Source organism: Mesorhizobium carmichaelinearum (genome assembly GCF_900199455.1).
Classification (GTDB): Bacteria; Pseudomonadota; Alphaproteobacteria; order Rhizobiales; family Rhizobiaceae; genus Mesorhizobium; species Mesorhizobium carmichaelinearum.
The window spans coordinates 326,867-352,685 of sequence record NZ_FZQR01000004.1; the positions used below are offsets into that span (position 1 = coordinate 326,867).

At 63.0% G+C, this 25,819-nt stretch carries 22 protein-coding genes; 16 read left to right on the forward strand and 6 right to left on the reverse strand.

Annotation, left to right across the window (positions count from 1 at the left end):
- Positions 1-27 precede the first annotated feature (27 nt).
- Positions 28-1,155: an S-(hydroxymethyl)glutathione dehydrogenase/class III alcohol dehydrogenase gene (locus tag CKW40_RS11450; RefSeq protein WP_095200003.1), complete on the reverse strand. Its 1,128-nt coding sequence runs from the start codon at positions 1,153-1,155 to the stop codon at positions 28-30.
- Positions 1,156-1,354: 199 nt separating this feature from the next.
- On the opposite strand from CKW40_RS11450, the gene CKW40_RS11455 reads away from it, so the two are divergent.
- From CKW40_RS11455 to CKW40_RS11470, 4 genes are all read left to right on the forward strand, one after another.
- Positions 1,355-3,367, forward strand: a complete 2,013-nt coding sequence (locus CKW40_RS11455) for an acetyl-CoA carboxylase biotin carboxylase subunit (RefSeq protein WP_095200004.1) — start codon at positions 1,355-1,357, stop codon at positions 3,365-3,367.
- Positions 3,368-3,472: 105 nt separating this feature from the next.
- Positions 3,473-7,000: a DNA polymerase III subunit alpha gene (gene dnaE / locus CKW40_RS11460; RefSeq protein WP_095200005.1), complete on the forward strand. Its 3,528-nt coding sequence runs from the start codon at positions 3,473-3,475 to the stop codon at positions 6,998-7,000.
- A gap of 142 nt (positions 7,001-7,142) precedes the next feature.
- Positions 7,143-7,520, forward strand: coding sequence for a VOC family protein (locus tag CKW40_RS11465; protein ID WP_095200006.1), 378 nt, complete (start codon positions 7,143-7,145; stop codon positions 7,518-7,520).
- Positions 7,521-7,635: 115 nt separating this feature from the next.
- On the forward strand, positions 7,636-8,439 hold the full coding sequence (locus CKW40_RS11470) for an ion channel (protein WP_095200007.1): 804 nt from the start codon (positions 7,636-7,638) through the stop codon (positions 8,437-8,439).
- Positions 8,440-8,451: 12 nt separating this feature from the next.
- On the opposite strand, the gene CKW40_RS11475 is transcribed toward CKW40_RS11470, so the two are convergent.
- Positions 8,452-9,333, reverse strand: a complete 882-nt coding sequence (locus tag CKW40_RS11475; RefSeq protein ID WP_095200008.1) for a DMT family transporter — start codon at positions 9,331-9,333, stop codon at positions 8,452-8,454.
- 185 nt (positions 9,334-9,518) lie between these two features.
- On the opposite strand from CKW40_RS11475, the gene CKW40_RS11480 reads away from it, so the two are divergent.
- On the forward strand, positions 9,519-10,025 hold the full coding sequence (locus tag CKW40_RS11480) for a hypothetical protein (protein WP_095200009.1): 507 nt from the start codon (positions 9,519-9,521) through the stop codon (positions 10,023-10,025).
- Between the two features lie 6 nt (positions 10,026-10,031).
- Here CKW40_RS11480 and CKW40_RS11485 read toward each other — a convergent pair whose 3' ends face one another.
- Positions 10,032-11,360: a DNA polymerase IV gene (locus tag CKW40_RS11485; RefSeq protein ID WP_095200010.1), complete on the reverse strand. Its 1,329-nt coding sequence runs from the start codon at positions 11,358-11,360 to the stop codon at positions 10,032-10,034.
- Between the two features lie 66 nt (positions 11,361-11,426).
- Here CKW40_RS11485 and CKW40_RS11490 point away from each other — a divergent pair, with 66 nt between their 5' ends.
- Both CKW40_RS11490 and CKW40_RS11495 read left to right on the forward strand, forming a co-directional pair.
- Positions 11,427-12,014: a GNAT family N-acetyltransferase gene (locus CKW40_RS11490; protein WP_095200011.1), complete on the forward strand. Its 588-nt coding sequence runs from the start codon at positions 11,427-11,429 to the stop codon at positions 12,012-12,014.
- An 85-nt stretch (positions 12,015-12,099) separates the two neighbouring features.
- Entirely contained in the window at positions 12,100-13,707 is a 1,608-nt protein-coding gene (locus CKW40_RS11495) for a hypothetical protein (protein ID WP_439330978.1), read from the forward strand.
- 97 nt (positions 13,708-13,804) lie between these two features.
- Here the strand turns inward: CKW40_RS11495 and CKW40_RS11500 are convergent, their stop codons facing one another.
- Both CKW40_RS11500 and CKW40_RS11505 read right to left on the reverse strand, forming a co-directional pair.
- Complete coding sequence (locus tag CKW40_RS11500) at positions 13,805-14,458, reverse strand: hypothetical protein (protein ID WP_095200013.1); 654 nt, start codon at positions 14,456-14,458, stop codon at positions 13,805-13,807.
- Positions 14,455-14,754: a DUF3572 domain-containing protein gene (locus tag CKW40_RS11505; protein ID WP_095200014.1), complete on the reverse strand. Its 300-nt coding sequence runs from the start codon at positions 14,752-14,754 to the stop codon at positions 14,455-14,457. The genes CKW40_RS11500 and CKW40_RS11505 overlap by 4 nt, the downstream gene beginning before the upstream one ends.
- 247 nt (positions 14,755-15,001) lie before the next feature.
- Here CKW40_RS11505 and CKW40_RS11510 point away from each other — a divergent pair, with 247 nt between their 5' ends.
- From CKW40_RS11510 to CKW40_RS11525, 3 genes are all read left to right on the forward strand, one after another.
- Positions 15,002-15,373 carry a response regulator gene (locus CKW40_RS11510; RefSeq protein ID WP_006334976.1) on the forward strand — a complete coding sequence of 124 codons (372 nt, stop codon included), beginning with the start codon at positions 15,002-15,004 and terminating at the stop codon, positions 15,371-15,373.
- Positions 15,374-15,406: 33 nt separating this feature from the next.
- On the forward strand, positions 15,407-16,780 hold the full coding sequence (locus CKW40_RS11515) for a PleD family two-component system response regulator (RefSeq protein WP_095200015.1): 1,374 nt from the start codon (positions 15,407-15,409) through the stop codon (positions 16,778-16,780).
- Between the two features lie 512 nt (positions 16,781-17,292).
- Positions 17,293-18,759: an FAD-dependent monooxygenase gene (locus tag CKW40_RS11525; RefSeq protein ID WP_095200016.1), complete on the forward strand. Its 1,467-nt coding sequence runs from the start codon at positions 17,293-17,295 to the stop codon at positions 18,757-18,759.
- A gap of 9 nt (positions 18,760-18,768) precedes the next feature.
- Here CKW40_RS11525 and CKW40_RS11530 read toward each other — a convergent pair whose 3' ends face one another.
- On the reverse strand, positions 18,769-19,716 hold the full coding sequence (locus CKW40_RS11530) for a GlxA family transcriptional regulator (protein WP_095200017.1): 948 nt from the start codon (positions 19,714-19,716) through the stop codon (positions 18,769-18,771).
- An 88-nt stretch (positions 19,717-19,804) separates the two neighbouring features.
- Between CKW40_RS11530 and CKW40_RS11535 the strand changes: the two genes are divergently transcribed.
- From CKW40_RS11535 to CKW40_RS11560, 6 genes are all read left to right on the forward strand, one after another.
- A complete protein-coding gene (locus CKW40_RS11535) occupies positions 19,805-20,512 on the forward strand; it encodes a DJ-1/PfpI family protein (protein ID WP_095200298.1) in 708 nt (235 codons plus the stop codon).
- A 118-nt stretch (positions 20,513-20,630) separates the two neighbouring features.
- On the forward strand, positions 20,631-21,365 hold the full coding sequence (locus CKW40_RS11540; protein ID WP_095200018.1) for a FadR/GntR family transcriptional regulator: 735 nt from the start codon (positions 20,631-20,633) through the stop codon (positions 21,363-21,365).
- Positions 21,362-22,549 (forward strand): PLP-dependent transferase, encoded by a 1,188-nt coding sequence (locus CKW40_RS11545; protein ID WP_095200019.1) that lies wholly within the window; start codon positions 21,362-21,364, stop codon positions 22,547-22,549. Before CKW40_RS11540 ends, CKW40_RS11545 begins: the two co-directional genes overlap by 4 nt.
- A 29-nt stretch (positions 22,550-22,578) precedes the next feature.
- Entirely contained in the window at positions 22,579-23,856 is a 1,278-nt protein-coding gene (locus tag CKW40_RS11550; RefSeq protein WP_095200299.1) for an ABC transporter substrate-binding protein, read from the forward strand.
- Between the two features lie 187 nt (positions 23,857-24,043).
- Positions 24,044-24,967, forward strand: a complete 924-nt coding sequence (locus CKW40_RS11555) for a carbohydrate ABC transporter permease (protein ID WP_095200020.1) — start codon at positions 24,044-24,046, stop codon at positions 24,965-24,967.
- Entirely contained in the window at positions 24,967-25,815 is an 849-nt protein-coding gene (locus CKW40_RS11560) for a carbohydrate ABC transporter permease (RefSeq protein ID WP_095200021.1), read from the forward strand. Before CKW40_RS11555 ends, CKW40_RS11560 begins: the two co-directional genes overlap by 1 nt.
- Positions 25,816-25,819: the final 4 nt, after the last annotated feature.

Consider the following 25,819-nt stretch of genomic DNA (forward strand, 5'->3'; position numbering starts at 1 on the left):
GGTCGGTCGGCGGCGTGTGGCTTTGCTTCAGTAAACGACGACGCTTCGGATCGACTTGCCCTCATGCATGAGGTCGAATCCCTTGTTGATGTCTTCCAGCTTCAGCAAATGGGTGATCATCGGGTCGATCTGGATCTTGCCGTCCATGTACCAGTCGACGATCTTCGGCACGTCGGTGCGGCCGCGCGCGCCGCCGAAGGCGGTGCCCATCCAGGTGCGGCCGGTGACCAATTGGAACGGCCTGGTCGAGATCTCCTGGCCGGCGCCGGCAACGCCGATGATGACCGACTTGCCCCAGCCGCGGTGCGAGGCTTCCAGCGCCTGGCGCATCACCTTGGTGTTGCCGGTGCAGTCGAACGTGTAGTCGGCGCCGCCGATCTGGTCGGCACCGCGCTTGGTCATGTTGACGAGGTAAGGCACGATGTCGCCGCCGATCTCCTTCGGATTGACGAAATGCGTCATGCCGAACCGTTCGCCCCACGCCTTCTTGTCGTTGTTCAAATCGACGCCGATGATCATGTCGGCGCCGGCAAGCTTCAGGCCCTGGATGACGTTGAGGCCGATGCCGCCGAGGCCGAAGACGACTGATGTCGCGCCTTGCTCGACCTTGGCGGTGTTGATCACGGCCCCAATGCCGGTGGTGACGCCGCAGCCGATGTAGCAGATCTTGTCGAAGGGGGCGTCCGGGTTGACCTTGGCCAGCGCGATCTCGGGCAGCACGGTGAAATTGGAGAAGGTCGAGCAGCCCATATAGTGAAAGATCTTGTCCTTGCCGATCGAGAAGCGCGACGAGCCGTCCGGCATCAAGCCCTGGCCCTGGGTGGCGCGGATGGCCGTGCACAGATTGGTCTTTCTCGACAGGCAGGACGGGCACTGCCGGCATTCAGGCGTATAGAGCGGAATGACGTGGTCGCCCTTCTTGACCGAGGTGACGCCCTTGCCGACATCGACGACGACGCCGGCGCCTTCATGGCCAAGAATGGCCGGAAACAGCCCCTCGGGATCGGCGCCCGACAAAGTGAACTCGTCGGTGTGGCAGATGCCGGTCGCCTTGATCTCGACCAGCACCTCGCCCTCGCGCGGACCGTCGAGGTCGACCTCCATGATCTCCAGCGGCTTTCCGGCGGCGACAGCGACAGCGGCGCGGGTTTTCATCAGGCGTCCTCCAATGCGAATTTTTTTCCAAGGTTTCAGGTTTTTTCGACACGATCAACTGGAAGCTGGTGGCGAGACTGGGCCACAGCGAAGAATTGGAATCGCAAATCGATTGAAAGGCAGTGATTTGCATGGTCGGCTTGACCCCGCAAGCACAGGCCATAAAAGGAACGACCGACCGGAGGGGAATGACCTCAGCATGTTCACGAAAATCCTGATCGCCAACCGTGGCGAGATCGCCTGCCGCGTCATCAAGACGGCGCGCAAGATGGGGATTGCCACGGTCGCGGTCTATTCCGATGCCGATCGCGATGCCGTGCATGTCGAGATGGCCGATGAGGCGGTGCATATCGGGCCTTCGCCCGCCGCGCAGAGTTATCTTGTCCCTGAAAAGATCATCGCCGCCTGCAAGGAAACCGGGGCTCAGGCCGTGCATCCCGGCTATGGCTTCCTCTCCGAGCGCGCCGCCTTCTGCGAAGCGCTGGAGAAGGAAGGCATCGTCTTCATCGGCCCGAAGCCCAAGGCGATCAAGGCGATGGGCGACAAGATCGAATCGAAGAAATTCGCCAACGCCGCCAAGGTTTCCACTGTTCCCGGCTGGCTCGGCGTCATCGAGAATGCCGACCACGCCGAAAAGATCGCCGGCGAGATCGGCTATCCCGTGATGATCAAGGCCTCGGCCGGCGGCGGTGGCAAAGGCATGCGCATTGCCTGGGACCAGTCGGAAGTGCGTGACGGCTTTGATCGGGCTCGATCCGAGGCAAAAAGCTCGTTCGGCGATGATCGCGTCTTCATCGAGAAATTCGTCGTCGATCCGCGCCATATCGAGATTCAGGTGCTGGCCGACGCGCATGGCAACGCGCTCTATCTCGGCGAGCGCGAATGCTCGATCCAGCGCCGCAACCAGAAGGTGGCGGAAGAGGCGCCGTCGCCGTTCCTCGATGCCAAGACGCGTAAGGCCATGGGCGAGCAGTCGGTGGCGTTGGCCAGGGCCGTCGACTATCAGAGCGCCGGCACGGTCGAGTTCATCGTCGACAAGGACAAGAACTTCTATTTCCTTGAAATGAATACACGATTGCAGGTCGAGCATCCGGTGACCGAGCTCGTCACCGGCATCGATCTGGTCGAACAGATGATCCGCGTCGCCGCCGGCGAAAAGCTTGGCCTGAAGCAAAGCGACATCAAGCTGAATGGCTGGGCGGTGGAAAGCCGGCTCTATGCCGAGGATCCCTATCGCAATTTCCTGCCGTCGATCGGCCGGCTGACCCGCTACCGGCCGCCGGAGGAGGGGCAATTCGGCGATGTCGTCATCCGCAACGACACCGGCGTCACCGAAGGTTCCGAGATTTCGATGTTCTACGACCCGATGCTCGCCAAACTGTGCACCTGGGCGCCGACGCGCATCGCGGCAATTGACGCCATGTCGGAAGCGCTCGACAGTTTTGTCGTCGACGGCATCGAGCACAACATTCCGTTCCTGGCGGCGCTGATGCAGCATCCGCGCTGGCGGGAAGGGGCGATATCGACGGGGTTCATCGCCGAGGAATATCCCGACGGTTTTGCACCTGTCGTGCCGAACAGCGGGGAAAAGGCCGTGCTGGCCTCGATCGTCACTGCCGTGGAGTTGCTGCGCCGCGACCGGCTTGACCGGCTGGGCGGGCGGCTGGCGCCGCATTCGGGAGTGCTCAAACGCGACTGGGTGGTGAAGCTCGGCGACGACTATCTCCGGGCGTCCATCCTCGAAGGCATGATTTCCATCCCGATGGAGATCGACCTGTCGATCGAGGGCGGCAAGGCGCTGACCGTCTCATCCGACTGGCGTCCGGGTGACCTGATCTGGCGCGGCACGGTCGGCAAGCGCAGGGTTGTCGCCCAGATCCGGCCTGTCGCCAACGGTCTTCGCATCGCCTGGAAAGGCATGTCGGTGACCGCCCGCGCCATGCTGCCGCGCATCGCCGATCTCGAAAAACTGATGCCAGAGAAGGTGGCGCCCGACACGTCGAAACTGCTGCTTTGCCCGATGCCTGGCCTTGTCGTGTCGATCGCTGTTGCCGAGGGCCAAGAGGTCAAGGCCGGCGAGACTTTGGCCGTGGTCGAGGCGATGAAGATGGAAAACGTGCTGCGCGCCGAACGCGATCTCGTCGTGTCGAAACTCAACGCCAAGCCTGGCGACAGTCTGGCTGTGGACGCGGTGATCATGGAATTCGCCTGAACAGGCGGAAGCCTGTGGTTGGCGGTGGTTTCTGCTGGACTGGTATCGCCCGGTCCCGGACAATACATCTCCATCGACTCAAGGCCTTCGACTGCGCGAGAAACCATGGCGGATGACAGACTTCCACGCGATCCTCTGAAGCGCGAAGCCGCGATCGCGGCCGCGCGACCGGAGGTGCCGGCGCGGCCGTTCGTGCATCTGCGCGTGCATTCGGCCTATTCGCTGCTCGAGGGCGCGCTTCAACTCGGCAAGATCGTCGGCCACGCCGTGAAGGACGAAGCGCCGGCCATCGCCGTCACCGACACCAACAATCTGTTCGGTGCGTTGGAGTTCGCACAGAAGGCGGTGAAGGACGGCATCCAGCCGATCATCGGCTGCCAGACCGCGCTCGCTTTTTCCGGCGAGAACAGCGACGGCCAGCGCGACCGCCGCCGGCAGGGCCCGGAGATGCGGCCGGTTGTGCTGCTCGCCGCGACCGAGACCGGCTATTCCAATCTGGTCCGGCTGGTCAGCCGCGTCTATCTGGAAACACCGCCCGGCGAGGCCGTGCATCTGACAACCGAGATGCTGGAGGGAAAGGCCGATGGGCTGATCTGCCTCAGCGGCGGGCCGCGCGGCCCGATCGGCAACGCCTTGAAGGAGGACCGCCGCGATCTGGCCGAGGTGCGGCTTTTGACGCTCAAGGCGCTGTTTGGCGACCGGCTCTATGTCGAATTGGATCGGGTCGCGGGTTACGACCGGGTCATCGAACATCAGACGATCGATCTCGCCTACGCGCACGAACTTCCGCTTGTCGCCACCAATGAGGCGTTTTTCTCCTCGCGCGATGATTATGAGGCGCATGACGCGCTGATTGCCATCGCCGAAGGCTCGGTCGTCGCCGTCGACACCCGCCGGCGGCTGTCGCCGGACAATTTCCTGCGCAGCCAGGCCGACATGGCAAAGCTGTTCGCCGACCTGCCGGAAGCGATCGACAACACGGTCGAGATCGCGCTGCGCTGCTCCTACTATCCAAAGACCCGCAGCCCGATCCTGCCGCGTTTCACCGGCGGCGATGCCTCCGACAAGGACGCGGCCGAAAAGGCCGAGGCCGAGGAACTCGCCCGCCAGGCTCGTGAAGGGCTCGACGCACGGCTTGCGCTGCACGGGCCGACACCGGGTTACACGGTCGAGCAGTATCGCGAACGGCTCGAATTCGAGCTCGGCATCATCGAGAAGATGAAATTCCCAGGCTACTTCCTGATCGTTGCCGACTTCATCAAATGGGCCAAGGCGCAAGGCATTCCTGTTGGGCCGGGCCGTGGCTCGGGCGCCGGTTCGCTGGTCGCCTATTCGACGACCATCACCGACATCGATCCGCTGCGCTTCTCGCTGCTGTTCGAGCGCTTCCTCAATCCGGACCGCGTGTCGATGCCCGACTTCGACATCGACTTCTGCCAGGATCGCCGCGATGAGGTGATCCGCTACGTCCAGCAGAAATACGGCCGCGACCAGGTCGGCCAGATCATCACCTTCGGTACGCTGCAGGCCCGCGCCGTGCTGCGCGACGTCGGCCGCGTGCTGCAGATGCCCTATGGCCAGGTCGACAAGCTGTCGAAAATGGTGCCGCAGAACCCGGCCAATCCGGTCAAGCTTGCCGACGCCATCGCCAACGAGCCGCGCTTTGCCGAAGAGGCCGAGAAGGAGCCGATCGTTCAGACGCTGCTCGACATGGCGCAGAAGCTGGAAGGGCTCTATCGCCACGCCTCGACGCACGCCGCCGGCATCGTCATCGGCGACCGGCCCTTGTCGGAACTGGTGCCGATGTACCGCGATCCGCGTTCGGACATGCCGGTCACCCAGTTCAACATGAAATATGTCGAGCAGGCCGGGCTGGTGAAGTTCGACTTCCTCGGCCTGAAGACGCTGACGGTGCTGGAGACGGCGGTCAAACTGATCCGCCGGCGAGGCATCGACATCGACCTGGCGACGATCCCGCTCGACGATCCGGACACCTACGCCATGCTATCGCGCGGCGAAGTGGTCGGCGTGTTCCAGGTGGAAAGTGCCGGCATGCGCAAGGCGCTGATCGGCATGCGGCCCGACTGCATCGAGGACATTATCGCCCTGGTGGCACTCTATCGGCCAGGCCCGATGGAGAACATCCCGACCTACAACGCCAGAAAGCATGGCGAGGAGGAGATGGCGTCGATCCATCCCAAGATTGACCATCTGGTGAAGGAGACACAAGGCGTCATCGTCTACCAGGAACAGGTGATGCAGATCGCGCAGGAGCTGTCCGGCTACTCGCTCGGCGAAGCCGACCTTCTGCGCCGCGCCATGGGCAAGAAGATCCGCGCCGAGATGGACAAGCAGCGCGAGCGCTTCGTCTCGGGTGCGGTCGAGCGCGGCGTCAGCAAGCCGCAAGCCGACTTCATTTTCGACCTGCTGGCCAAGTTCGCCGACTATGGTTTCAACAAGTCGCACGCCGCCGCTTACGCCGTCGTTTCCTACCAGACCGCCTATCTCAAGGCGCATTATCCGGTCGAGTTCCTGGCGGCGTCGATGACGCTTGATATGGGCAATACCGACAAGCTCGCCGATTTCCGCCAGGACGCGTTGCGCCTTGGTATCGAGGTGCTGGCACCGTCAGTGATGACAAGCTTCCGGCCTTTCGAGGTCGGCGAGAACCGCATCTATTACTCGATGGCCGCGCTCAAGGGTGTCGGTGACGCGGCGGTCGAGCACATCGTTGCCGTGCGTGGCGAAAAGCCATTCAAGAACCTCGCCGATTTCTGTGAGCGGGTCGATCCCAAGATCGTCGGCAAGCGGGTCTTCGAAAGCCTGATCATGGCCGGCGCGCTCGACTGTTTCGGCCACGACCGCGCCCAGATGCTGGCTGGCGTCGAACGGATGATGGGGCTGGCGTCGCTCGCCCAGCAGAACGCCGTTTCCGGCCAGGCCGACATTTTCGGCGCCTCGCTGGGCGCTCAGTCGCAGGCGCTCAATCTGCCGCAAACGGATCCGTGGCTCGCCGCCGACAGGCTGCACCGCGAATTCCAGGTCGTCGGTTTCTATCTCTCGGCTCATCCGCTCGATGAATACAAGGCGGCTTTGCAGAAGATGCGGGTGCAGAACTGGGCGGAGTTCTCGGCCGCCGTCAAGCGCGGCGCTTCCGCCGGCCGCCTGGCCGGCACGGTGACCAGCAAGCAGGAGCGCAAGACCCGCACCGGCAACAAGATGGGCGTGGTGGCGTTTTCCGATACCTCCGGCCAGTACGAGGCCGTGCTGTTTTCCGAAGCCTTGGCGCAGTACCGCGACCTCCTGGAAGCCGGCCGCTCCGTCGTCATCACGGTCGCGGCGGAGGACAGGCCCGAGGGCGTCAATCTGCGCATCAACTCCGTGCAATCGCTGGAGGATGAGGCAAGCCGCATCCAGAAGGCGCTGCGCATTTTCGTCAGGAACGAAGGACCTGCCGCGATCATCCAGTCCCAGCTCACGCAGCGCGGTGAAAGCCAGGTGAGCATCATCGTCATCAAGGAAGAGGCGCAGGGCGAGGTTGAGATCGCCTTGCAGGGCGGCTACCGCGTTTCGCCACAGATCGCCTCGGCGATGCGCGCCGTGCCCGGCGTGGTCGAAGTGGAATTGGTGTAGCAAACGTCGTTTGCCGCGGCGATCAATCAGCTATAGAACGCACACGTGGGCACCGTCTCATCGAACCGATAACAGGGAAGTCGAGGCGCGCGTCCGGCATCGTCCATCGCGCAGGATCGGCAACCGCCATTCGAGGTTTACGATGAACGACACCAAAACCCTGCATTTCGGACGCATTGCGGCGACACTGCCCGTCAAGGATATGCAAGTCGCCACCGCCTTCTATTGCGGTGCCCTCGGCTTTTCCAAGACATTCGAGAACGGCAATCCGGTCGGTTTCATAATCCTCAAGCGGGACGGTGCCGAACTTCACCTGACCCTGCAGAAGGATCATCGCCCGGCACCGTTCAACGTCGCTCACCTGATGGTCGACAGCGCCGACGCGCTGCATGACCTATGCAAGGCGCATGGTCTTCGCATCATCAAAGGCTTGCGCGACAAGGACTTTGGTTTGCGTGCCTTCGTCTTCGAGGATCCCGACGGCAACCGTATCGATGTCGGTCAGCCCCTTTTGGATTGAGATCGCATCGGGTCCGCTATAGATCGCGCCGGTCATCAGGGGGCGCTGGCGCGATCCGGGCTCGAGCCGTCGGGCCGGCTGGACTGGTGGCGACACAGTCGCTATCGCATTCGTCATGAACAGCGATGCCGGAGGCGAGTTGCAGAACGGGTCGGTCTTGGCGCGGCTGCGCGACACGCTGCGCAGGCTCTACCACGGGCGCACGCCAGCCGCCTTCCGCTTTCAGGTTGCGGCAGTCGTCATCGATCTGGCCATCATCGCCTTTTTCATCGCGACACCGGTTATCCAGCAATCGGCTTCGTTCCTGTGGCTGGATTATGCGGCGGCGGCGCTCGTCGGTGCCGATCTCATCGCCAGGCTGCTGGCCTCCAACGACATGCTGCGCCTGATGAAGCAGCCGACCTTCTGGGTGGATGTCTTCATCCTGTTGACGCTGCTGATGCCGACGGCGCTCGCCAACCTCGGTTTTCTGCGCATCCTGCGGTTATGGTCGCTGTCGCGCAGCGGTTCGATCTGGCGGCATTTCGAGATGCGTGGCCTCAGGCCCTGGCGCGAAGCAAGTCACGCGGTGATCAACCTGTTGACGTTCCTCTTCGTCATCACCGGCTTCGTCTACACCTTCTTTTTCCGCAACGGCGCCGGGCTCGAAAACTATATCGACGCGCTTTATTTCACCGTCGCCACGGTGACGACAACTGGCTTCGGCGACATCGTGCTGCCGGGCATAGCCGGCAAGCTGACGGCGATCGTCACCATGATCATCGGCATATCGCTGTTCGTCAGGCTGGCGCAGGCGATCTTCCGGCCGGCCAAGGTGTTCTTCCCCTGTCCGCAATGCGGGCTGCAGCGGCATGAGCCGGACGCGGTGCACTGCAAGGCCTGCGGGCATGTTCTCAACATACCCGACGAGGGAAACTGAGCAGCGGCAGCGTTACGATGCCGCCACTTCGGCTGCCTGTACCGGCTTGCGCTGCAGGTTGAGCAGATTGCCCATCAGGATCAGCAGCGCGCCACCGGCGGTGAACGCGTCGATCTGCTCGTGGTAAAGCAGCCAGCCGATCAGAGCCGACAGCGGTACGCGCAGGAAATCCATCGGCGAAATGACGGTCGCGTCGGCATAGCCGAGCGCGCGGGCCATGCAGAAATGCGACGACATGCCGGTGAAGGCAATCAGCAGGATCCATGGCCACAGTTCAAGCGATGGGGTGCGCCACATATAGAGAGCGGGGATGAGGCCGAGCGCCGACTGGATGATCAGCATCCAGAAGATGATGCGCACGACGCTGTCCGTTCGCGTCAGCGACTTGACCATGACCACCGAGATGCCGAAGCAGACCGCGGCACCGAGCACGACGAGATGTCCCGGATCGACCGAGCCGACACCGGGGCGAACGATGACCACCACGCCGATCAGCCCGAGCACGACTGCCGCCAGCTTCGGCCGGCTCAGCCTTTCGCCGAGAAACGTCACCGCCAGGATTGCGGTCCAGATCGGCGTGGTGAATTCGATCGAGATCAGCACCGCCAGCGGGATCAGCGTCAATGCATAAAGCCAGGCCGCCTGGCCGGTATAGTGGATGACATTGCGGGCGATATGGGCGACGGGGCGCTGTGTGCGCATTGCCGCAAAGCCGCCGCTCGTCATGACCAACGGCAGCAGAATGAAGAATCCGATCACCGAGCGCAGTTCCAGCACCTGGAAGACGTTGAGTTCGGCTGTCGTGGCGCGGCCGGCGATCGACATCCCCAGGAACGAGGTAATCGACAGCGCCATCCAGAACGCGGCCTTGGGGATCGAAGGGGTGGGTGCCATGGCAGCTATCTCGCAGGCCGGGGCTTTTGCCGCAATCGCTAGTCGTTCCATTCTTCTGGGCCAGTCGCAGTGATGGCGTTGCAAAACAGTCGCGGGCGGAACCCGATACGGCCATGGGCGTTGAGTCCTGATATTTTGTCCCTGCTTTGCAACCCTGCCTTTCCAATATCGACAAGGAGAGTTTCATGAGACCATTCGCGCAAGTCGCGCTTGCTGGCTGCCTGGCGATAGCCGCGGGCGCGGCTCATGCCGACGAGACCAAATTTCTCCAGTCGTTCAAGGGCAATTTCGCCGGCAAGGGCACTGTCCAGGTGACCACGGACGTGCCGAACGTCAGTGTTTCCTGCAGCTTCAAGTCGAATGCGACCTCGACCTCGCTCTCCCTGGATGGCAATTGCCGCGGTCTCGTTGTGGTGTCACGGGCCATCAGCGCCAATCTGAAGGTCACAGGTGCGAAATACAGTGGCGTCTATGTCGGATCTCGCACCGGGCCGGCGCAGCTGAACGGCAGCCGGTCGGGCAACGCGATCAATCTTGGCATCCGCTGGGCCCAGGAGGTCAATGGCGATCGCACGGCGCGGATGACGGTCGAGAAGAGAGGCGAGAACGGCATTCGGCTGACGGTCACGGATACCGACCCGAAAACCGGCAAGAACGTGGTAACGAGCCGTATAGACTTGACGCGGACCTGACCGCGCTCAGTCCTCCAGCGGCTCCGGGGGGTGGGCATCGCGGCCCCTGCCGAACGTATAGCCGGTTTCCACCGCCTTGCGGCCGAACTTGTCGCGCAGCGCGTCGATGGCGCCTTCGGCCATGGCGCGCTTGCGCGATTGGACGTCGACCAGGTCCGGCGGGTCGGCCTTGTCGTCGTCCGAGAGGTCGCTGACGCCAATGCCGAGCAACCGGAATTTCGTACCGTCGGTTTCCTTGCGGAGCAGCTCCACGCCGGTCTGAAAGATGCGGTCCGCGAGCCTGGTCGGGTCGCCGAGCTGGCGGTTGCGCGTGCGCAGCTTGAAATCCTGGGTCTTCAGCTTCAGCACCACGGTCCGCCCGGCAATGCCAGATTTTTTCAGCCGGGCCGAGACCTTTTCCGAAAGGCCCCTCAACACCGACACCAGTTCCTCCAGCGATGCGATGTCGGTGTCGAAAGTGGTTTCGGCCGATACGCTCTTGGCGTCCTGGTCGGGGTCGACGCGGCGGACGTCCTCACCGCGCGAAAGCCGGTAGAGCCGATCACCCATTGTGCCATAGCGGCGCATCAGATCGCCGCGCTCCATCGTCTGCAACTGGCCGATGGTGCGGATGCCGTCGCGTTCCAGCGTGGCGTTGAACGCCTTGCCGACGCCCCAGATCATCGTCACCGGTTGGTCAGCCAGGAAGCCGATCGCCTCGGCTTCGCCAATCACCGAGAAGCCGCGCGGCTTGCGGAAGTCCGACGCGATCTTGGCGAGGAATTTGCAATAGGAGAGGCCGGCCGAAACGGTGATGCCGATCTCCTTCTCGACGGCCAGCGCGAAACGCGCCAGCACTACGGCCGGCGGCAGGCCATGCAGGCGTTCGGTGCCGGCGAGGTCGAGAAACGCCTCGTCGATCGACAGCGGCTCAACCAGTGGCGTCAGCGCCTGCATCATGGCACGCACTTCGCGGCCGACACGCACATATTTTTCCATGTTGGGCGGGATCACGACCGCCTCGGGGCAGGCCTCGAGCGCCTTGAACATCGGCATGGCGGAGCGCACGCCCCGGATGCGGGCGATGTAGCATGCGGTGGAAACGACGCCGCGTTTGCCGCCGCCAATAATCAGCGGCTTGTCCTTGAGTGCCGGGTTGTCGCGCTTTTCGATCGCCGCGTAGAATGCGTCGCAATCGATATGGGCCAGATGCAGCCGGTAAAGCTCAGGATGGCGGGCAAGGCGAGGGCTGCCGCAGCGCTCGCAGCGGCGCGTTTCACTGCGCTGAAACGTCAGGCAGTCACGGCAAAAACCGTGATCGGGATTGTTGACAGGGGCCGCCATCACTGCGAACATAAAGAGAACAGAGGCAATGGTACGACAGTGCAGGGCCAGCGACAAGCTTGGCCTGGGGAGAACCGTATGAGCACGACCATAGCGCCGCTGGCGCCTGAGCTCTGGCCTGATTTCGAGGACCTTTTCGGCAAGCAGGGCGCCTGCTACGGCTGCTGGTGCACGCATTTCCGACTGGCGCCGGCGGCGCGGCGCGAGAGCAGCCGCGAGCGCAACAAGGACCATATCAAGGCGCGCATCGAAGCCGGCCCGCCGCCCGGCCTGCTGGCCTTCGAGGATGGCAAGGCGGTCGGCTGGATGCAGATCGGGCCACGCGCCGACGTGCCCGAATGGAACAACAAGGGCAGGGGCTCGGCGCCGATCGATCCCGCCGACGCTTCCGATCCGGCCGTCTGGGCGATCTCCTGCTTTTTCATCCGCGCCAAGGCGCGGGGGCGGGGTATCACCCATCGCCTCGTCGAGGGCGGCATCGATTTCGCTCGCAGCAACGGGGCACGGCTTGTCGAGGCCTGCCCGATCGACCTGTCGCGCGATTCGCGCTCGATCGGTCTGTTCGTCGGCTCGTCGGGCGTGTTCGAGAAGGCCGGTTTCGAGCGGCTTGTCGAACGCAAGGCGGGCCGGCCGCTGATGCGGCTGGTGTTGAAGCCGATTGCCTGACTGTCATCATCTTGCAGTTGTGATGGTATTTCCCTACCAGAAGTACGAAACGATTTTTTGCCTTTCGACCCAACGGAGAATTGCCGTGAACCGTATGCTGCCAGTTGCCTTTACCGCGCTTCTGTTCTGCGCGCCCGCTTTCGGCCAGACCGTCGACAACAAGGGCGCGAAGCAATTGTCCGATGACCTGTCCCGCTATGTCGGCAAACAGGCGCTCGACAAGGGCATTCTGAAGGTTTCGGTCGAAGGCGACGCCTACAAGATCGCGTTCGATCTCCAGGCGCTTGCCGCGACCTTTCCCTCGCAGGGACAGGTGAAATTCGACTTCGCGCCCTACGCCTTGCTGGTCAAGCCGCGCAGCGATGGGACCTGGGATGTCTCGATGGATTTTTCGCAAGGCGGATCCTTCGAGTTCAACGGACCCGAGGGGCTGCAGAGCACGCAGTTCTCGATCAAGGATGGCAAGGGTTCCGGTGTCTATGACCCCAGTCTGGCGGCCTTCATGAGCGGCGCCAGCTCGATGGCCGGCATGACGATTGCATCGAAGGAGGCCAAGCAGCAGATGGAGGCCAGCGCTGGCGCGGGCAGTGCGACCATTGCCGCCACCAAGGCTGCCAATGGCGGCGTCGATTTCACCACGTCGCAGAAGATTTCGAATTTCGTCGAAACGATAAAATTGAATGATCCCGAGAACGGGTTGAATTTTCCGATCACCGTGAAGTCGCCGGAATTGTCGGTGGAAGCCAGCGGCAAGGGCGTGCAGACGAGGCCGCTGCTCGACCTCTTGGCATTTGCCGTGGCCAATGAGGACGAGAAGACGCTGAAGGCAAACCAGGCACAGCTGAAGTCGCTTCTGCGCGCCGCGCTTCCGGTGTGGGAACGCATCGACGGCACCTATGGCTTCAAGGATTTCGCGGTCGACAGCCCGATCGGCACTTTCGGGGCGACGCAGCTCAGCACCGCGTTCGGCAGCGACGGCGTTTCCCAGAGCGGCAAGGTCACCTACGGCATCAAGGCATCGGGGCTGACCGTACCGCAGCAGCTTTTGCCGAGCTGGAGCGTGGCGCTGCTGCCCACCGATATCGACCTCAACTTCGGCGGCGCCAATATCGATCTCGACAGCATGGCGAAGAAGGCGATCGAAGCCTTTGATCTCAATCAGGATCCGCCGCTGTCGCCTGAGTTCGGCGACCAGCTCAAGGCCGACTTCCTGGCCAAGGCGCCGAAAGTCGTCATCGGCCATAGCACCGTGAAGAACAAGGATATGGAGATCGCGCTGGAAGGCGAGATGACGAGCTTCGGCCAGAAGCCCGACGCCAATCTCACGGTCGATGTCGCCGGCTTCGACAAGATCATGGCGCATCTGCAGGAGGCGGCAAAAGCAGAGCCGGAGCTGGGGCAATACGTGCCTGTCGCCCTCATGGCCAAGGGTTTTGCCAAGACGCTGCCGGACGGCCGGCTGGAATGGGCTGTCAGCACCAAGTCCGACGGCTCGGTCACCGTCAATGGCGTCATGCTGAAGCCCGCCGATCCGGCGGTGGACGACAGCGTCGACGATGGTGACGGCGCGGACGATAGCAGCGGCGGTGACAACGCTGGTGGCGCCAACAGTGGCGGCGGCGCTAATAGTGGCGGCGGCGCTAATAGTGGCGGCGGCGACAATGGCGGGGCAGGGGCGAAGCTGAATCCTTGAGGGTTCGGCTCTAGACTCTTGTTTTGACGCAATTCCCAAGGGAAAGCGCTACGCGCTTTTCCCGGGAAAACCGTTTCACACTTTTCCTGGAATTGCTTTAGAGCCCCAGCGCGCCCGCGATCTTCGGCGCGGCTTCGTGCCAGTCCTGGACGACGATGACATCGTCCAGAACTGCCGGCAGGAACGCCCGCAGCGAATTGTCGGCCATCAGGTGGAAAAGATTGGCGTCGGCGACCTTCTCCCGCACCGATGCCAGATTGTGCGGCTGATCGTCGACGAAGACTACCGGCCGGCCGCTCTTGCCGCGCAGCCTGGCCACGGCCGGTCCCTTGGCCATTTCGGTGGTCAGCAGCGGATAGGTGAGACTCAGCGCATCGAGATGGGCACGACGCACGGCGCGATGACGGTGCGGCATGGCTGTCAGCAAGATGATTTCCGCGCGGTCGCCAAGCCTTGCCAGCGCTTCCGCGGCGCCGTCGGTGATGCTTTGCCAATCGGCTTGCGCGTCGAAAAAATCGCCCAGGAGTGCCGTGACTTCGGGCTGTTCGATCAGCCGGCCGCTGGCCGTTTCGGCAATGTTGCCGGTCAGCCGGAAGGACGCCAGCGTCAGGCCGTAGCCGCGCGATTTCAGGAAATGCGGGAAGGGGCGGATGAATTCGAGCACGACGTCGTCGACGTCGAGCACCAGCAGCGGCCGGTCGTCGGCCGAAAGTTCCTCGATCTGGCGCGCGGTCTCCGGATCATCGCTCATATGGAATGCTCATGGTTGTCGTCGCCGAGCGGCAGGGCGCGCAACGCCTTGCCGACGGCGGCGGGCGGCGTGCCGGTCTCCTCGGCAAAGCGCATCAGGGTCGGCTCGTGGGCGAGGATGAACTGCAGCACGCCGGCCAAAAAACCCGGCTCGCCGGCGGCCTTGCGGATCGAATGCGCCTCTATTCCGGTGATCGCCAGAAAGCGCGGCAACAGCTCCGGATCGGAGGCGACGAAGCCCAGCGCCTTCACGGCAAGGGTTTCCGCCTCTTCGCGCATTGACGCCGCGTTTGCCATCACTACCTTCGGTATGTGGAATGAGTCTCTTCCGCAGTAATGGCAAGAGTTGCTTGCGGCAAGCCTTTACAGCGCGGCGCGCCGTTTGGACGCGCAGGCAGGCGAGGTGGAATTCGGGCTGCTTTGCAGCCCGAAGGTTTCCGTTTCGTCAATCATATTGCCGTATAGTGAAGCAGGGTTTGGTGCGTTCAACCAGGGGCGCATGACGGTCACCTTCGAGCGGAGGGACGGCCGGGACGGGATGTCGATGCCTAAGAAGGTCATGATCGTCGAGGACAATGAGCTCAATATGAAGCTCTTTCGGGACCTCATCGAAGCAAGCGGCTACGAGACGGTGCGCACCCGCAACGGGCTCGAGGCGCTCGACCTGGCGCGCCAGCACCGGCCGGATCTCATCCTGATGGACATCCAACTGCCCGAAGTGTCGGGCCTGGAAGTGACCAAATGGCTAAAGGAAGACGACGATCTGCATGTCATCCCGGTCATCGCGGTGACCGCCTTCGCCATGAAGGGCGACGAGGAGCGCATCCGCCAGGGCGGCTGCGAAGCCTATATTTCGAAGCCGATCTCGGTGCCGCGTTTCATCGAAACCATCAAATCTTATCTGGGCGATGCCTGATGTGCCATTCCAGCCGAGCCGGAGCCTTGTGAAATGACCGCGCGGATCCTCGTCGTCGACGACATCCCTGCCAATGTGAGGCTGCTGGAGGTTCGGCTGCTGGCCGAATATTTCGAGGTGCTGACCGCCACCAACGGGCCCGACGCGATCGAGACCTGCGAGAACGGCAAGGTCGATGTCGTGCTGCTCGACGTCATGATGCCCGACATGGACGGGTTCGAGGTCTGCCGCAGGCTGAAGAGCGATCCGGCGACGTCGCATATTCCGGTGGTGATGATCACCGCGCTCGACCAGGTGTCCGACCGCGTGCGCGGGCTGGAAGCCGGCGCCGACGATTTCCTGACCAAGCCGGTCAACGACCTGCAACTGATGACGCGCGTCAAGAGCCTGGTCCGGCTGAAGTCGCTGACCGACGAACTCAGGCTGCGTGCCTCGACGACGCGCAACATCGGCATCGAGGAACTGCTCAGCCGCAATTTCGCGTCCGAGGACACGATTCCGAAAGTGCTTTTGATCGACGAGCGCAAATCGTCGGTCGAGCGCATCCAGAAAATGCTGCGCGACCGCGCCGATCTTGATGTCAACGGCGATCCGCATGCCGGGTTCTTCCAGGCGGCCGAGACATCCTATGAATGCGTGATGATCTCGACGGCCTTCGCCGATTTCGATCCGCTGAGACTCTGCTCGCAGTTGCGCTCGCTTGACCGCACGCGTTTCGTGCCGATCATCCTCTTGGCGGAGGAGGGCGAGGAGGAGCGCATCATCCGCGGCCTCGAACTCGGCATCAACGACTATCTGATGCGGCCGATCGACCAGCAGGAGCTGACGGCGCGGCTGCGCACCCAGGTGCGCCGCAAGCGCTACAACGACCAATTGCGCGCCAGTGTCACCCAGACCATCGAAATGGCGGTGACCGACGGCCTGACCGGACTGCACAACCGCCGCTATCTCGACAGCCATCTGCAGACGCTGTTCGACCGCGCCGTGGCGCGGCGCCGGCCGCTGTCGGTGATGATCACCGATCTCGACCGCTTCAAGTCGATCAATGACGCGCATGGCCATGATGGCGGCGACGAGGTGCTGCGGGAATTCGCGCGGCGGCTGCGCAAGAATGTCAGGGGTATCGACCTTGCCTGCCGGTTCGGCGGCGAGGAGTTCGTCGTAGTCATGCCGGACACCGATGGCGCCGTGGCCGAGAAAGTGGCCGAACGCATCCGCGCCGAAATCGCCCAGAAGCCTTTCGCCATCGGCGCCGACGGCAAGACGATCGAGGTCACCGTCAGCGTCGGCGTGTCGTCGGTGCTGAAAGGCGTGGATACGGTGGCGGCGCTGATGAAGCGCGCCGATCTCGCGCTTTATGAAGCCAAGAGCGGCGGCCGCAACCGTGTGGTTGCGAAGGCGGCGTAGCCGCCTGCGGCCGATTGTACGGTCAATCCAACAAGGTTAGCCATTTACCTTAATCCAAGCGATTCGCGAGCCTTGGTTAAGAAACTGTTGATTTTCATAAGCTCTTGCGCAAATGTGCAGGCCAAGACGAAGCCGGCACGAGGATACATAGCCGGCTCGATCCCTAGAAATACCCCATGATGCTCAGGTCCGCCGCATCTCCTGGGTCCGTGGGGTCGGCCGGCCGGCGCTGGCACATAGTGGCCTCCTCGTACCGCTGCCAAACGCCGACCGGCCCCCTTCTTCCAAACACAACATCAGAACTTCGTGCCAAGGCACGAAGGACTCTGATTTTTTGCCTGCAGGCAATCCGGGCTCCCGTCTTCGATCCACGGCTGTCGGCCGTTCAAAGCGATCCGCGCAGGAGAGCACCCCTTCCATTTCGTACATATGGCGCACAAGGGGCTTGCGGCAAGACCCAGCTCCTCCCGTAAAACCCACGCAGATCAGGCGCGAAACGGGAGTGACGATTAATGATTTTTGATCATGCAGTGGTGATCGCGGGGGCTGGTCCGACAGGATTGATGCTGGCCGGCGAACTCGCTCTGGCGGGCATCGACGTCGCCATTGTCGAGCGGCGCCCGGACCAGCAGTTAATCGGCTTGCGCGCGGGTGGCCTGCACGCACGCACCATCGAAATTCTCGATCAGCGCGGAATTGCCGACCGGTTCCTCTCGCTGGGGCAGCGCTTCCAAACCGTCGGCTTTCACATGATCCGTTTGGATATCAGCGACTTTCCCAGCCGGCACAATTATCTGCTGGCGCTGCGGCAAAACCATATCGAACGGACATTGGCCGAGTGGATCAACGAGTTGGGGGTGCCGGTCTATCGCGGACAGGACGTCACTGACTTCACGCAGCATGATGACGGTGTCGACCTGGATCTGTCCGGCGGCCGACGGTTGAGGGCGCAATATCTCGTCGGCTGCGACGGAGGGCGCAGCACGATCCGCAAGGCGGCGGGCATCGAGTTCGCCGGATGGGACCCGACGATGAGCTGGATGATCGCCGAGGTCGAAATGTCTAGGGAACCGGCATTGGGCTTTCGCAGCGACGTCCACGGAATTCATGCGATAGGCAAGATCGAGGACAGCCGGGTGGGTGTCGTGCTGACCGAGAGGCAACTGACCATTGGCGGCGAACCGACGCTGGACGACCTCGGGGAGGCGCTTGTCGCTGTCTATGGCACCGATTTCGGGGCCCACAGTCCAACCTGGCTCTCCCGCTTCACCGACATGACACGGCAGGCTGCCGCTTACCGCGACAGACGTGTCCTGCTGGCCGGCGACGCCGCCCATATCCATCCTCCGATGGGCGGGCAGGGGCTCAATATCGGCGTGCAGGACGCGGTCAATCTGGGATGGAAGCTGGCCCAGGTGGTCAAGCGGACATCACCGGAAAGCCTGCTCGACAGCTATCACGCCGAGCGCTATCCGATCGCCGCTCGCGTGCTGCGCAACGCGATGGCACAGGTTGCGCTTCGTCGCATGGATGCCAGCACCAAGGCCTTGGGCGACATCTTTACCGAGCTGCTCGGCATGGATGAGCCGCGCAAACGGATCGACGCGGAGATGTCCGGTCTGGGCATCCAGTACGACCTCGGCGAGGGACATCCACTGCTTGGGCGGCGAATGCCCGACCTCGACCTGGCCACGGCCAACGGTCCAGTGCGGGCCTTCAGCTTGCTGCGCGACGCCCGACCGGTGCTTCTCAACCTCGGTGAACCAGGCAGGCTGGATATGGCGCCTTGGGCGGATCGGGTCCGACAGATCGAGGCTGGATATGATGGCACCTGGGAGCTACCGGTTCTCGGGACGGTCGCCGCGCCGGCCGCCGTGCTGATCCGGCCCGATGGCTATGTGGCCTGGGTTGGGGTCGGAACCCAACAGGGACTGACCGACGCGCTGACCACCTGGTTCGGGCCGCCTGCCGCGCGTTAGCGACACGCTTTAGAAGCGTTCGCGATAATCGCGCGGGTTTGTGCCGAGGACGCGCAGAAAGCCGCGCCGCATCGTCTCTTCCGATCCGAAGCCGCAGCGGCGGGCCGTCTGGTTGACGGCCTGGCCTCGTTCCAGCATCTGTCGCGCCGCCTCGATCCGGATCTCCTCGATCGCGCGCGCAGGTGTGCGGCCCGTTGCCTCCCGATAGTGCCTGGAGAAACTGCGCGGGCTCATATTGGCGCGCTCGGCCAGGTTCGGCAGCGAAAGGTCGCCGTCCAGATTGTCCTGAATCCAGCCATGCAGCCGGTCGAAGCGTTCGTCGCCTTGCTGCAGCTTGAGCGTCTGGCTGAACTGCGCCTGGCCACCGGGTCGTTTCAGGAAGACCACCAGCTCGCGCGCCACCGCAAGCGCCACGCGCCGGCCAAGGTCGGCCTCGACGAAGGAAAGGGCGAGATCTATGCCCGCCGTCACGCCTGCGGACGTCCAGACATTGCCGTCGCGGATGAAGATCGGGTCGGGTTCGAGGCGGACCGCTGGAAAGCGCCGCGCGAACTCGGCGCAGCGTCCCCAGTGGGTAACCGCACGCCGGCCGTCGAGCAGTCCTGCCGTCGCCAGAAGCATGGCGCCACTGCACACGGACGCTGTTCGCGTGGCGTCGCGCGAGCGGCCGATTATCCATTGGATCAGTTCGGGATCCTCGCAGGCCGCGTTGACACCCCATCCGCCAGGCACGATCAGCGTGTCGATCCTCGACCTATGCGGCGGCAGCGCCGCGGTCTCCAGCACGAGGCCGGCGGACGTTCTGATCCGCGGGGAGGCGGCGACGACCGCGACCTCGTAGGGAGCTGGTTCACCGGCCTGCGTCCTGAAGTCGTTGGCGCTGGCGAAAACCTGAAGCGGCCCGCTGACATCGAGGAGCTGGATGTCGGGATAGGCAAGTATTTCGATATGGCGCATGGCGATTTGGCTTGAAACGAGGGGTGATTGGCGATCGTGCCAAAGCATGATGCCTTAGATTGGCTGGAGTCAACCTATGGAGAGTTCCATGACCCTTCGCTTCGGGATCCTCGTCTTCCCCAATGTCCAGCAGCTCGACCTCACCGGCCCTTATGAAGTCCTGGCATCGGCAAAGGGCGCCGAGGTGGAACTGATCTGGAAGGATCGCAATCCGGTGATGTCGTCGACGCGGCTGTCGCTCAACCCAACGGCGACCTTCGACGATTGCCCGCCTCTCGATGTGCTGTGCATTCCGGGTGGAGGCGGCGTCAACCCGCTGCTGGAGGACCAGGCCGTCCTCGATTTCGTGCGGGAGCGCGCTGCGCAGGCACGCTACATAACATCGGTGTGCAGCGGCGCCCTGGTGCTCGGTGCCGCCGGCCTGCTTAAAGGCAAGCGGGCGACGACGCATTGGTACGCGCATGATTTCCTTGAAGAGTTCGGCGCCATTCCAGTCGACGAGCGCATTGTCGAGGACGGAAACCTGATAACCGCCGGCGGCGTCACCTCGGGGATCGATTTCGGCCTCGCCCTGGTTGCCAGGCTTCTCGGTCAGGCCGAGGCCGAAACGGTGCAGCTCTCGCTCGAATATGCCCCGGCTCCTCCGTTCCAATCGGGCACGCCCGCACAGGCTTTGCCTGCCGTGCTGGCGGAAGCAAAGAAGCGGCTTGCGGGTTCGAGGCAGATTCGCGAGGACATGTTCGCGCGCTGGCGCGCCACGCGCGCAGCCGTCACCCCGGCGCGAAGCCACGCTTGAACCCGATGGGCTGAACGGCGCCGTGGCGCGCCATTCAGCCCATCCTTGCTTTCAGCTGTTGACACGTCTCTCCGTCCGTGCAGAAATTGGTTGGACCATTGGACCACTTGGAGGGAGCGTGGACCAGAACAGCCTGCCACCCATTCAGACGACGGCGCGCGATGACGCCGTTCTGAAGGCGTTGGTGGGCTTTGTTCGCGCCGAGGCCCTGCAGCCCGGCGAGCGGCTGCCGACCGAGCGCATCCTGGCCGAGCGGCTGAAGGTCAGCCGCAACACGGTGCGCGAGGCGCTGACGCGGTGGGAGGGACTTGGCCTGGTCGAGCGCCGGCAAGGCAGCGGCACCTACCTCAAGGCGGCCGTGTCACCCGACATGCTGCACATGCCGCTGACGTTGGCCGGCGGCAACGACTTCACCAGCCTGATGCATACGCTTGAAATCCGCCGCGCGCTGGAGGCGGAGGCGGCGGCCCTTTGCGCCGAACGCGCCAGCCCGGCGGACATTGCCGAGATCGAGCGCAAGCTCGACATCATGGAGCAGGCGTTCCGCACCCGCGATGGCATGTCGTCGGAAGAGGACTGGGAGTTCCACCAGGCGATCTATCGGGTCTCTGGCAATCCGCTGTTCGAACAGATCATCGCCGCCATGCACGAACTGTTCCATCGCTTCTGGGAGCATCCGCTCGGCGTGCGTGACTTTGGCCACGCCAGCTTTCCCTACCATCGCACCATCTACCAATGCATCGCCGCACGCGACCCGCAAGGCGCCCGCGCCGAGGCGCTCAAGCTGATCGCCACCGTCGAGGACGATCTGAAGCGCGGTGCGGCCAAACTCAAACTTCCGAGCCAGACATGAACGAGCATCCGACCGGCTTCGAACACGATTATCTTGCCGAGGCGGCGACGCTTCTGGCGCATGACGAGCCGTTCCCGGGTGGCGCGGTGGTGCCGCCGATCTACCAGACATCGCTGTTCACCTTCGCCAACTATGCCGAAATGGCGGATACCTTTGCCGGCAAACGAAAGCAGCCGATCTATTCGCGCGGCGACAATCCGACGGTGATGGAGTTCGAGGCGCGCGTTGCCGCACTCGAGGGTGCGGAGGCCGCGCGCGGCTTTTCCAGCGGCATGGCGGCGATCAGCGCCACCGTGCTTGCCTTCGTCGGCGCCGGCGAGCGCATCGTCGCGGTGCGCAATTGCTATGGCGATGCCTACCGGCTGTTCGAGCGGCTTTTGCCGCGGCTCAACATCAAGGTCGACTATGTCGACGGCTCCGATCCGGATGCGGTGGCGGCGGCACTTCCCGGTGCCAAGCTGCTTTACCTGGAAAGCCCGACCTCGATGATGTTCGAACTCCAGGACATCGCACATCTGGCTCGGCTGGCGAAAGAGCAAGGCATCATAACCACGATCGACAATTCCTGGGCTTCGCCGGTGTTCCAGAAGCCGATCAGCCATGGCGTCGACCTGGTGCTGCATTCGGCGTCGAAATATCTCGGCGGCCACAGCGACACGGTCGCCGGCGTGGTCGCGGGCTCGGCGGCGCATGTCAAGCACATCAACGAGCAGACCTATTCCTATCTCGGCGGCAAGCTGTCGCCGTTCGAGGCATGGCTGCTGTTGCGCGGCTTGCGGACGCTGCCGCTGCGCTTGCCGCATCACATGAAGAGCGGGCTCACCATCGCGGAGCGGCTGAAGGCACATGCCCATGTCGAGCGCGTCAACCATCCCGTCTATTCGAACCATCCGGGCAAGGCGACGCTGGCCGGCTATGCCGGCCTGTTCTCCTTCGAGGTGACGGACGATATCGACATCCCCGTCTTCGTCGATGCGCTGAAATATTTCCGCATCGGCGTCAGCTGGGGCGGGCATGAGAGCCTGGTCGTGCCGGCCAAGGCGTCGCTGGAGCAGACGCCGGGACTGAATTCGATGGCGCGCTTCGGCGTCAGCCCCCGAACCATCCGCTTCAATGTCGGATTGGAAAGTGTCGAAGACCTCTGGACCGACGTCGCCCAGGCCTTCGAAAAAGCCAGAAAATAACAAGCGGGTTCAAAATGGGAGTCTTGAACATGAAAAAACTGACCGTCATGCTTGCCACCGTCGCGGGGCTGGCGATTTCCGCCGGGAGCGCGCTGGCCGACTCGACCCTGAAAATGGTCGAAGTCATCACCAGCCCGCCGCGCACTGAATTCCTGAAGAAGCAGATCGCCGAGTTCGAGGCGGCCAATCCCGGCGTCAAGGTCGAACTGGTCTCGCTGCCCTGGGGCCAGGCCTTCGAAAAGTTCCTCACCATGGTGCAGGCCGGCGACACGCCCGACGTCGTCGAGATGCCGGAACGCTGGATGGGCCTTTATGCCAACAATGCCCAGCTCGAGGATCTCGGCCCCTATATGGCCAAATGGGACGACGCCAAGACGCTGGGCGACCGTGCCAAGCAGTTCGGCTCGACGGTCAACAACACACAGTACATGATCCCTTACGGCTACTATGTGAACGCGCTGTTCTGGAACAAGAAGCTGTTCAAGCAGGCCGGTCTCGACGGCCCGCCGGCGACGCTTGACGAGTTCGTCGCCGACTCCAAGAAGATCTCCGCCATTCCAGGCAAATACGGCTACTGCCTGCGAGGCGGCCCCGGTGCGTTCAACGGCATGCATATGTTCATGAACATCGCCGCCGGCAAGGGCGGTTACTTCAACGAGGACGGCACATCGACCATCAACGACGAGGGCTCGGTCAAGGGCCTGCAGATGCTGGCCGACATGTACAAGAACGGCCTGGCGCCGAAGGATGCGGTGAGCTGGGGCTTCAACGAGACCGTCACCGGTTTCTATTCCGGCACCTGCGCCATGCTCAATCAGGATCCGGACGCGCTGCTCGGCATCGCCGACAAGATGAGCGCAGACGACTTCGCCGTGGCGCCGCTGCCGGTTGGACCGAGCGGAAAATCCTATCCGACGCTGGGTTATGCCGGCTGGGCGATGTTCGCCAACTCGCAGCACAAGGACGATGCCTGGAAGCTGATGGCGACGCTGCTGTCGCCAAAGGACAATCTGGAATGGGCCAAGGAAGTCGGGGTCGTCCCGATCCACAATGGCGCCGACCAGGATGCCCATTTCAAGACCGAACAGTTCAAGGGCTGGTTCACGGAGCTCAGCGACAGCTCCAAATATGAAATGGTGACGCCGCCGACGCATCTCGAAAACCTCGGCAATTTCGTCGACCAGGTGGCGATCAAAAACTTCCAGGAAGTGCTGCTTGGCCAGAAGACGGCCAAGGAAGCAGCCGACGCATGGGCTGCCTTCCTGACCAAGGAGCAGCAGGACTGGCTGGCGAAGAACAAGAAGTAGGCGCAACTTCTTCCTTCTCCCCGTTTACGGGGAGAAGGTGTCCCGAAGGGACGGATGAGGGGCGGCGCCATACTTTCGTGAGTACGCGCCGCCCCTCATCTGCCTGCCGGCATCTTCACCCCGTTGAACGGGGAGAAGGACGCTGTTTTGCCTTCCGGCGCCCATCCCCCACCGTAGAGCCAAATCCATGACCTACGCCGTGTCCGAAATCCGATCCGCCGGCAAGCCGCGACGAAAGCGGCTGTCGCACGCCGCTATCGAGCCCTGGCTCTATCTCAGCCCGGCGATCATCCTGCTGGTCGTGGTGCTTTTGGTGCCGCTGGTGATCGGCATCAGCTACTCCTTCCGCAAATTCTCGGCCTTCAAGTCGGAATATGTCGGGCTCGGCCAGTATCAGGCAATGCTGTCGGATCAGGTGCTGGGGCAGGCGCTGGTCAACACGCTGTGGTGGACGGTCGCCAGCCTGTTCTTCCAGTTCTTCCTCGGCCTTGGCCTGGCGCTGCTGCTCGACAAGCCGTTCTGGGGCCGCAAGGTGGTGCAGGCGCTGGTGTTCCTGCCCTGGGCAGTGCCGTCCTTCCTGTCGGGCCTGACCTGGGCCTGGCTGTTCAACCCGATCGTCGGGCCGCTGCCGCATTGGCTGTTCGCGCTGGGGCTGAAGGCGGAGCCGACCAATGTGCTCTCTGATCCGGCAACCGCCATGTGGGGGCCGATCATTGCCAATGTCTGGTTCGGCATTCCCTTCTTCGCCATCACGCTGCTGGCGGCGCTGAAGTCTATCCCGTCGGAACTGCACGAGGCGGCGGCGATCGATGGCGCTTCGCCCTGGCAGCGCTTCACCAAGGTGACGCTGCCGTTCCTGGCGCCGACCATTGCGATTACCGTGATGCTGCGCACCATCTGGATCGCCACCTTTGCCGACCTGATCTTCGTCATGACCGAGGGCGGGCCGGCCGGCTCGACCAACACAGTGCCGGTCTACATCTATGTCAGCGCCTTCAAGTCGCTGGACAAGGGCTATGCCTCGGCGGTGGCCGTGCTGCTGCTCGTCCTGCTGATCGCCTATGCGATCGCGCTGATCGCCATCCGCCGCTCCCTGGTGAGGCACGTCTGATGATCGCGGGACGCTCAGCCTCACAACGATTTTTCGGCGGTATCGGCCTCTACGCGGCAATCGCCGCCTATGTGGTCTTCGCCCTGTTCCCGATCTACTGGACGCTGAAGATCTCGGTGACGCCGGAGCGGCTGCTCTATTCCGAAGGCATCACCTTCTGGCCGTCGCACATGACGTTGCAGAACTTCATCACCGTGCTCGAGGCCACCGATTTCCCGCGCTATTTCCTCAACAGCGTCATCGTCTCGGTGTCGACGGCGGCATTGGTGACCGTCATCGCCACACTCGCCGGCTACGCCATGTCGCGGTTCACCTTTCGTGGCAAGGCGGCACTGGCCTTGATGCTGCTTTTGACCCAGACGTTTCCGCTGGTGATGGTCATTCCGCCGATCTACCGCGTCATGGGTCAGATCGGTCTGATCAACAGCCTGACCGGGCTGATCATCATCTACACCGCCTTCAACACCGCCTTTGCCACCTTCCTGATGCAGTCCTTCTTCGACGGCATTCCCAAGGATCTTGAAGAGGCGGCCATGATCGACGGCTGCACGCGTGCGCAGGCGATGCGCAAGGTGATCGTGCCGCTGACGCTGCCCGGCATGGGTGCGACGCTTGGCTTCGTCTTCACCGCCGCCTGGAGCGAGCTTTTGTTCGCGCTGATGCTGATCTCCAGCGACGACCAGAAGACCTTTGCCGTCGGCCTGCTCACCTTCATCGGCAAATTCGCCGTCGATTGGGGGCAGATGATGGCGGCGTCCATCCTGGCGCTGATCCCCGTCTGCATCTTCTTCGCTTTCCTGCAACGCTATCTCGTCACCGGCCTGACCGCCGGCGCCGTCAAAGGATAGATCG

Coding starts and splice junctions, on each gene's coding strand:
- CKW40_RS11530 (WP_095200017.1), bottom strand. CDS start 19,716: ATGCGCCATATCGAAATACTTGCCTATCCCGACATCCAGCTCCTCGAT.
- CKW40_RS11550 (WP_095200299.1), top strand. CDS start 22,579: ATGAAAAAACTGACCGTCATGCTTGCCACCGTCGCGGGGCTGGCGATT.
- CKW40_RS11535 (WP_095200298.1), top strand. CDS start 19,805: ATGACCCTTCGCTTCGGGATCCTCGTCTTCCCCAATGTCCAGCAGCTC.
- CKW40_RS11525 (WP_095200016.1), top strand. CDS start 17,293: ATGATTTTTGATCATGCAGTGGTGATCGCGGGGGCTGGTCCGACAGGA.
- dnaE (WP_095200005.1), top strand. CDS start 3,473: ATGGCGGATGACAGACTTCCACGCGATCCTCTGAAGCGCGAAGCCGCG.
- CKW40_RS11555 (WP_095200020.1), top strand. CDS start 24,044: ATGACCTACGCCGTGTCCGAAATCCGATCCGCCGGCAAGCCGCGACGA.
- CKW40_RS11505 (WP_095200014.1), bottom strand. CDS start 14,754: ATGGCAAACGCGGCGTCAATGCGCGAAGAGGCGGAAACCCTTGCCGTG.
- CKW40_RS11470 (WP_095200007.1), top strand. CDS start 7,636: ATGAACAGCGATGCCGGAGGCGAGTTGCAGAACGGGTCGGTCTTGGCG.
- CKW40_RS11450 (WP_095200003.1), bottom strand. CDS start 1,155: ATGAAAACCCGCGCCGCTGTCGCTGTCGCCGCCGGAAAGCCGCTGGAG.
- CKW40_RS11455 (WP_095200004.1), top strand. CDS start 1,355: ATGTTCACGAAAATCCTGATCGCCAACCGTGGCGAGATCGCCTGCCGC.
- CKW40_RS11515 (WP_095200015.1), top strand. CDS start 15,407: ATGACCGCGCGGATCCTCGTCGTCGACGACATCCCTGCCAATGTGAGG.
- CKW40_RS11490 (WP_095200011.1), top strand. CDS start 11,427: ATGAGCACGACCATAGCGCCGCTGGCGCCTGAGCTCTGGCCTGATTTC.
- CKW40_RS11500 (WP_095200013.1), bottom strand. CDS start 14,458: ATGAGCGATGATCCGGAGACCGCGCGCCAGATCGAGGAACTTTCGGCC.
- CKW40_RS11560 (WP_095200021.1), top strand. CDS start 24,967: ATGATCGCGGGACGCTCAGCCTCACAACGATTTTTCGGCGGTATCGGC.
- CKW40_RS11475 (WP_095200008.1), bottom strand. CDS start 9,333: ATGGCACCCACCCCTTCGATCCCCAAGGCCGCGTTCTGGATGGCGCTG.
- CKW40_RS11545 (WP_095200019.1), top strand. CDS start 21,362: ATGAACGAGCATCCGACCGGCTTCGAACACGATTATCTTGCCGAGGCG.
- CKW40_RS11465 (WP_095200006.1), top strand. CDS start 7,143: ATGAACGACACCAAAACCCTGCATTTCGGACGCATTGCGGCGACACTG.
- CKW40_RS11510 (WP_006334976.1), top strand. CDS start 15,002: ATGCCTAAGAAGGTCATGATCGTCGAGGACAATGAGCTCAATATGAAG.
- CKW40_RS11485 (WP_095200010.1), bottom strand. CDS start 11,360: ATGTTCGCAGTGATGGCGGCCCCTGTCAACAATCCCGATCACGGTTTT.
- CKW40_RS11480 (WP_095200009.1), top strand. CDS start 9,519: ATGAGACCATTCGCGCAAGTCGCGCTTGCTGGCTGCCTGGCGATAGCC.